Annotated in this window: 6 protein-coding genes and 1 tRNA gene; 4 read left to right on the top strand and 3 right to left on the bottom strand. The window is 66.4% G+C overall.

Annotated elements, in window-relative coordinates; translation table 11 throughout:
* Nucleotides 1-170: 170 nt before the first annotated feature.
* Both QZ588_RS13605 and QZ588_RS13600 read left to right on the top strand, forming a co-directional pair.
* Entirely contained in the window at nt 171-419 is a 249-nt protein-coding gene (locus tag QZ588_RS13605; RefSeq protein ID WP_295543486.1) for a restriction endonuclease subunit S, read from the top strand.
* 50 nt (nt 420-469) lie between these two features.
* On the top strand, nt 470-982 hold the full coding sequence (locus QZ588_RS13600; RefSeq protein WP_366929575.1) for a hypothetical protein: 513 nt from the start codon (nt 470-472) through the stop codon (nt 980-982).
* A 348-nt stretch (nt 983-1,330) separates the two neighbouring features.
* On the opposite strand, the gene QZ588_RS13595 is transcribed toward QZ588_RS13600, so the two are convergent.
* From QZ588_RS13595 to QZ588_RS13585, 3 genes are all read right to left on the bottom strand, one after another.
* Nucleotides 1,331-1,406: transfer RNA gene (locus tag QZ588_RS13595), tRNA-Asn, on the bottom strand.
* A 171-nt stretch (nt 1,407-1,577) separates the two neighbouring features.
* Nucleotides 1,578-2,132: a GspH/FimT family pseudopilin gene (locus QZ588_RS13590; RefSeq protein ID WP_295543484.1), complete on the bottom strand. Its 555-nt coding sequence runs from the start codon at nt 2,130-2,132 to the stop codon at nt 1,578-1,580.
* Between the two features lie 106 nt (nt 2,133-2,238).
* A complete protein-coding gene (locus QZ588_RS13585) occupies nt 2,239-3,426 on the bottom strand; it encodes a pyridoxal phosphate-dependent aminotransferase (protein ID WP_295543483.1) in 1,188 nt (395 codons plus the stop codon).
* A gap of 195 nt (nt 3,427-3,621) precedes the next feature.
* Between QZ588_RS13585 and uvrB the strand changes: the two genes are divergently transcribed.
* Together uvrB and QZ588_RS13575 are read left to right on the top strand one after the other, a co-directional pair.
* Entirely contained in the window at nt 3,622-5,628 is a 2,007-nt protein-coding gene (gene uvrB / locus QZ588_RS13580) for an excinuclease ABC subunit UvrB (protein WP_295543482.1), read from the top strand.
* A 138-nt stretch (nt 5,629-5,766) separates the two neighbouring features.
* Nucleotides 5,767-6,435: a sulfotransferase family 2 domain-containing protein gene (locus QZ588_RS13575; protein WP_295543481.1), complete on the top strand. Its 669-nt coding sequence runs from the start codon at nt 5,767-5,769 to the stop codon at nt 6,433-6,435.
* Nucleotides 6,436-6,449: the final 14 nt, after the last annotated feature.

Below are 6,449 nucleotides of genomic sequence, written 5' to 3'. Positions count from 1 at the left end.
TCGGCTTCCTCCTCGATGGACAGCCCTTGGAGCTCCATCCCTCAATAGACTGCGAGATGCGGCTGGTCTGGCCATAGCGGAATGAGTTTGCCGTAATTTGTACTGTACAGAGAAGCGCCCCTATAATCTCCCGGGACTTGACACTTAATTCTCCGCTCGGAATGGCCGAGATGACGGAGTTGGCCATCACATCCGCAGGCCTCTACAACCTGAGCGTCGGGAAAATATCAAAGATCGCGATCCCCATCCCACCCCTCGCAGAACAACACCGCATCGTCGCCAAGGTGGATGCCCTCATGGCCCTCTGCGACCGACTGGAGGCCGCGCTGAGCACCGCCGATACCACCCGCACCCGTCTGCTCGAATCCCTTATCCACGAGGCGCTGAAACCCTCGGACGCGATCCCGGAAGCCGCCTGACCGTGCCCATTCAACACAGCCTCTGGACCGTCTCGGGAAATCCCTCCGAAGTGACCCAAGGCATCTTGCCCTCCGAGCAACTGCTCGAAGACATGATCGTTGCCGAGCCCAGAATCCTCTCGAGCGAGTGGATGCTGATTGGCCGCCAGGTGGAGACCGGCCAGGGTGGGCGCCTCGACCTGCTCGCCATCGCGCCGGACGGCAGTCTGGTGCTGATCGAACTCAAGCGCGACCGCACGCCGCGCGAGGTGGTTGCCCACGCGCTCGATTATGCCGCCTGGGTCGAATCATTGGACGCGGAGGACATCACACGCATCTACCGCCGCTTCCAGCCAGACCGCAGCCTGCCGGTGGATGCAGCCGCCGAGCAGGCGCTGAAGAAGCGCACCCTGACCAACCTCTACAACGAGCGCCCGACATGGCTCGACAACGACCACAAGGCGCTCGATGCCGCGGTTGCGACTGCGTATGGCTGGGACGACTACAGCCCCGACATGCCTAACGAAGAAATCCTCTCCCGGCTGCTGGCGCTGAACCTGGAGCGCGCTGAGCGCCAGGCGTAGGACTGCCCGTCGCCGACCCCCTCCCGCATCACCGACACCGACGCCAGCGCTGACGCGGGCGAATCACCACACTCCCGAGTCAACCTATATTTCTCAGTCGATGGTATGTAAAATGCTTTGCGTGTTTCCGTCTATAGGTTGATATGGCAGCATGGTTATTCCATCCCGCCTTTGCTGCGCCCGGTGTTCGTCGCATCGCACCACGTCGGCGCCTGTCCTGGAGCCGCCCGCGCAGTGGGTTTCTGGTGCCAGCGGGCCGTCATCGCTGACCCGTGGCATATCCGTGGCATGGACTTTTTGGCGGGCAAAGAAAAAGGGCTTCGGAATCCCGTAAGCCCTTGTATTTATTGGCTCCCCGAACTGGACTCGAACCAGTGACCCACTGATTAACAGTCAGTTGCTCTACCAGCTGAGCTATCGGGGATCAGTGAGCCGAGAACTATAGCCGGTGTTACGTTGATGCGTCAACCGCCGGAAGCGCTGGAGCACTGGCGCAGGCGGTTGGGCGCAGGCCTGCTTCGGGCGCAGGCGTTGGGCGCGGCGGTGCCCGGCTGCGACGGCGACTGAGCGATGCGGCGATGCGCTTGGGCCGGTGTCAGCCCGCTGCGCAGGCGACGCCGGTGTCCTCGAGCCTGACCCGGCCCATGGCCGAGATCACGATGCGGGCGGGGTCGATGCCGTTGGGACTTGGATCGCAGACGCGCAGACTGCCGGGGCCTGAGCAACCGCCCATCTGCAGCGTCCCATCGTCTTCGAACTCGAAGCAGGGGCGGTTGCCGACGATGGCCATCGTGCGGGCTTGCTGCTGCACGCGCAGCACCGACGTCATCCGGCCCGCCGCGTCCAGCGCCACGACGGCGTAGCCGTGGCTCCAGGCGTCGTCGCTTGGTGTGGCGCTGCAACCTTCGTGGGCATGCCCGGGGGCGATGGGACAGACCCGGATGTTGAGCGCCCGCATGATCGCCTGCGCCCGCGCAAAGTTCAGGTGCCCCACCAGGGCGTTCACCTCCACCGCACGGGCGTGACGCTTGGCCAGCGTCGTCATGCCCGAGACGCCCACCGTGAGCACGATCACCGCAATGGTCATGCTCATCAGCAGCTCGACCAGCGTTATGCCTTGCTGGGGCTTTGGCGCGGCGCGGATGGTCATGGCAGGTCCCGGGTGTCGACATGCGCTCGGGCGCGGCGGCGGCAGGGGTTGGCGTGCCAGCCGCAACGCCCGCCGCGACCCGGTAGCCAGGGCTGTGCGGGGCTGGTCAGCCGGCGACGGCGGCGATGCGCGCCATGGCCTGCTCCAGGTTGTCGCGGCTGGTGGCGATGGAGATGCGCACGCAGCCATCGAGCCCGAACGCCGAGCCGGGCACCAGGGCGACGCCGGCCTGCTCGATGAGGTATTCGGCCAGCTCCAGGTCGTTGCTGACGCCGCTCAGGCGGTCGATTAGCCCGCTCACTTCCGGGAAGACGTAGAAGGTGCCGTCCGTGGGCAGGCAGTCGACACCGGGGACGGCGTTCAGGGCCTCGACGACGAAGTCGTGCCGCGCCTTGAAGGCCGTCAGCATCTCGCCGATGCACGCCTGCGGCCCCTCCAGCGCCGCCTGCGCCGCCACCTGGCTGATGGAGGTGGGGTTGGAGGTGCTCTGGGACTGGATCTTCTTCATGGCCTTGATGATGTCGGCGGGGCCGCCGGCGTAGCCGATGCGCCAGCCGGTCATGCTGTAGGCCTTGGAGACGCCGTTCAGCACCAGGGTGCGGTCGGCGAGATCGGGGCAGGCGTTGAGGATGTTGACGAAGGGGGTCGCCGTGTCCCAGCGGATGTGCTCGTACATGTCGTCGGTGGCGATGAGGGCGTCGGGGTAGTCCCGCAGCACCTCGCCAAGCGCCGCCAACTCGTCTTTGCTGTAGGCCATGCCGGTGGGGTTGGACGGGCTGTTGATGACCACCAGCCGGGTGCGCTCGCTCATGACGCCGCGCAGCTGCGCCGCGGTGATCTTGAAGCGCTGATCGGCACCGGCGTTGACGATCACGGGCGTGGCGCCCGCCAGCAGCACCATGTCGGGGTACGACACCCAGTAGGGCGCCGGGATCACCACCTCGTCGCCGGGGTCCAGCAGCGCCTGCGCCAGGTTGAAGAAGCTCTGCTTGCCGCCGCAGGACACCAGGATCTGCGCCGGCTGATAGTCCAGGCCGTTGTCGCGCTGGAACTTGGCGATGATGGCGCGCTTGAGCGCCGGGGTGCCGTCCACCGCGGTGTACTTGGTAAAGCCCGCGTTGATGGCCTCGATGGCGGCCTGCTTGATGTGGTGGGGGGTATCGAAGTCCGGCTCGCCGGCGCCGAGGCCGATGACGTCCTTGCCGGCGGCCTTCAGCTCGGCGGCGCGGGCGGTGATGGCGAGGGTGGCCGAGGGCTTGACGGCCTGGACACGGGCGGAGAGCTTGATGGTCATCGGATTGTCTGGGGTGCGGCTGCGGGTGGATGTGTTGTGCCCCAGGCTGCGGGGCGCGGCTGATGCATGGGTGCTGCGGTCGGTGCCTTGTCGCCCGGCGGCTTGGCAAGTGTCGAATGCAGCCCGAATAATAGTCAATGATCCAGGGCCCTGACATCCGTCGGGACCGCCGTCGCCCGCGCAAACCACAGCACCATGTCCCAGCCGTTCCAGCTCGCTTCCCAGTTTCCACCCGCCGGTGATCAGCCCGCCGCCATCCGCCAGCTGGTGGAGGGCCTGCGCGACGGCGAGGCCGGCATGACGCTGCTCGGCGTCACCGGCTCCGGCAAGACCTTCACCGTCGCCAACGTCATCGAGCAGGTGCAGCGCCCCACCCTGATCCTGGCGCCCAACAAGACCCTCGCCGCCCAGCTCTACGGCGAGATGCGCGAATTCTTCCCGCACAACGCGGTGGAGTACTTCGTCAGCTACTACGACTACTACCAGCCCGAGGCCTATGTGCCGGCCTCCGACACCTACATCGAGAAGGACGCGTCCATCAACGAGCACATCGAGCAGATGCGCCTGTCCGCCACCAAGGCCCTGCTGGAGCGCCCGGACGTGATTCTGGTGGCCACGGTCTCCAGCATCTACGGCCTGGGAGACCCGGAAGCCTACCTGCAAATGGTGCTGCATCTCTCCCGCGGCGAGCGCATCGACCAGCGCGCCATCCTGCGGCGGCTGACGGCGCTGCAATACCGCCGCAACGAGATCGAGCTGAGCCGCGGCAGCTACCGGGTGCGCGGCGACGTCATCGACATCTACCCGGCGGAGTCCGACGATGAGGCCCTGCGGGTGGAGCTGTTCGACGACGAGGTGGAGGCGCTGTCGCTGTTCGATCCCCTCACCGGCGAGCTCAAGCACAAGGTACCCCGCTACACCGTCTTCCCGAAGACCCACTACGCCACCCCCCGCGAGACCATTCTCAACGCCGTGGAGCAGATCAAGGACGAGCTGCGCGAGCGCCTGGAATGGCTGCGCGCCAATGACAAGCTGGTGGAGGCCCAACGCCTGGAGCAACGCACGATTTTCGACCTGGAGATGATGGTGGAGGTGGGCTACTGCTCGGGCATCGAGAACTACAGCCGCTACCTGTCCGGCCGCGGCGCCGGCGAGCCGCCGCCGACCCTGTTCGATTACATCCCGTCCAACACCCTGCTGGTCATCGACGAGAGCCATGTCACCGTGCCGCAGCTGGGCGGCATGTACCGCGGCGACCGCTCGCGCAAAGAGAACCTAGTGGAATACGGCTTCCGGCTGCCGTCGGCGCTGGACAACCGCCCGCTGCGGTTCGAGGAATTCGAATCCCGCCAGCCGCAGGTCATCTACGTGTCGGCCACCCCGCGCGACTACGAGACCCAGCACTCCGGCGCCGTCATCGAGCAGGTGGTGCGCCCCACCGGTCTGGTGGACCCGGAGGTGGAAGTGCGCCCCGCCCTGACCCAGGTGGACGACCTGCTGAGCGAGATCCGCGAGCGCGTCGCCGCCGACGAGCGCGTGCTGGCCACCACGCTCACCAAGCGCATGGCCGAAGACCTGACCGACTATCTGAGCGAGCACGGCGTGCGCGTGCGCTACCTGCACAGCGACATCGACACGGTGGAGCGGGTGGAGATCATCCGCGACCTGCGCCTGGGCGAGTTCGACGTGCTGGTGGGCATCAACCTGCTGCGCGAGGGCCTGGACATGCCGGAGGTGAGTCTGGTGGCGGTGCTCGACGCCGATAAGGAAGGCTTCCTGCGCTCCGAGGGCTCGCTCATCCAGACCATCGGCCGCGCCGCCCGCAACGCCCATGGCAAGGCCATTCTCTACGCCGAGACGGTCACCGGCTCCATGCGGCGCGCCCTCGACGAGACCGAGCGCCGCCGCGCCAAGCAGATCGCCTTCAACGACGAGCACGGCATCACGCCCCAAACCATCAAAAAGGCCGTGGCGGATATCATGGAAGCGCATGTGCCGGGCGCACCCAAGAGCGCCCGCGAGTACGCCAGGGCGGCCGAAGAGATCGCCGAGTACGCCGACCTGACACCGGCGCAGATGGCCGCCCGGGTCAAGCAGCTGGAGCGTGACATGTACCGCGCCGCCCGCGATCTGGAATTCGAGCGCGCGGCGGCCATCCGGGATCAGATCAAGGAGCTGCGGGGGCGGGGCCTGGCGGCTTGAGCATGATTGGGCCTTGCCGGCGGCAACGGCGGACCGTCCCCATGGACTAAAGTACCGGCTGTACTGCGGGCGTAACGGCGATATTCGCAACGCTGCGTAAATCTATCGACGGCGATCACACCGCCACACTGCCATCCCATGCTGCTGTCGCCCAAACACCGCTTCCTGTTCGTGCACATCGCCAAGACCGGCGGCACCAGTGTGCGCGCGGCGCTGCAGCGACGGCGCTGGGCGGACCCCTGGTACTGGCCCATGTTCCTGTGCAGTCGCTTCAGCCACTTGAGCGGGCACCGCATCGCCACCAAGCTGCCGCGGCACGCCAAAATCGTCGCCGCTAAGGAATTGCTGCCCAAGGCATGGTTCGAGGCACTGTTCAAGTTTGCGTTCGTGCGCAACCCCTGGGATCTGCAGGTGAGCTCTTTTCATCACATCCGCCGCGAGCGCCCACAATTCCTCGGCGGCCATGACGACTTCGCCGGCTTCCTGCGCTGGAAGCTCGACCCGGGCCGCCCGTACCAGTTCCATGTGGATACCTCCATCGAGCTGCAGACGGACTATCTCATCGACCTGCACGGCGACATCGTCGTGGACTTCATCGGCCGCTACGAGCGCTTGGACGCGGACTTCGACGAGGCCTGCCGACGCATTGGACTCGGCAAGATCCAGCTCCCGCACCGGCGCCGGGCTACGGACCGCGCCCACGACTACCGCAGCTACTATGACACCGACACGGCCGAGCTGGTGGCGCGCCATTTCGCCCGCGATATCGCACTGCTGGGCTATGCCTTCGACCCCGGCGATGGCTGAGGCCGTCGCCATGC

It is taken from the genome of uncultured Thiohalocapsa sp. (genome assembly GCF_913062725.1).
Classification (GTDB): Bacteria; Pseudomonadota; Gammaproteobacteria; order Chromatiales; family Chromatiaceae; genus Thiohalocapsa.
The sequence above is the reverse complement of the archived record's forward strand: the minus strand, read 5'-3'. Positions and strand labels throughout refer to the sequence as shown.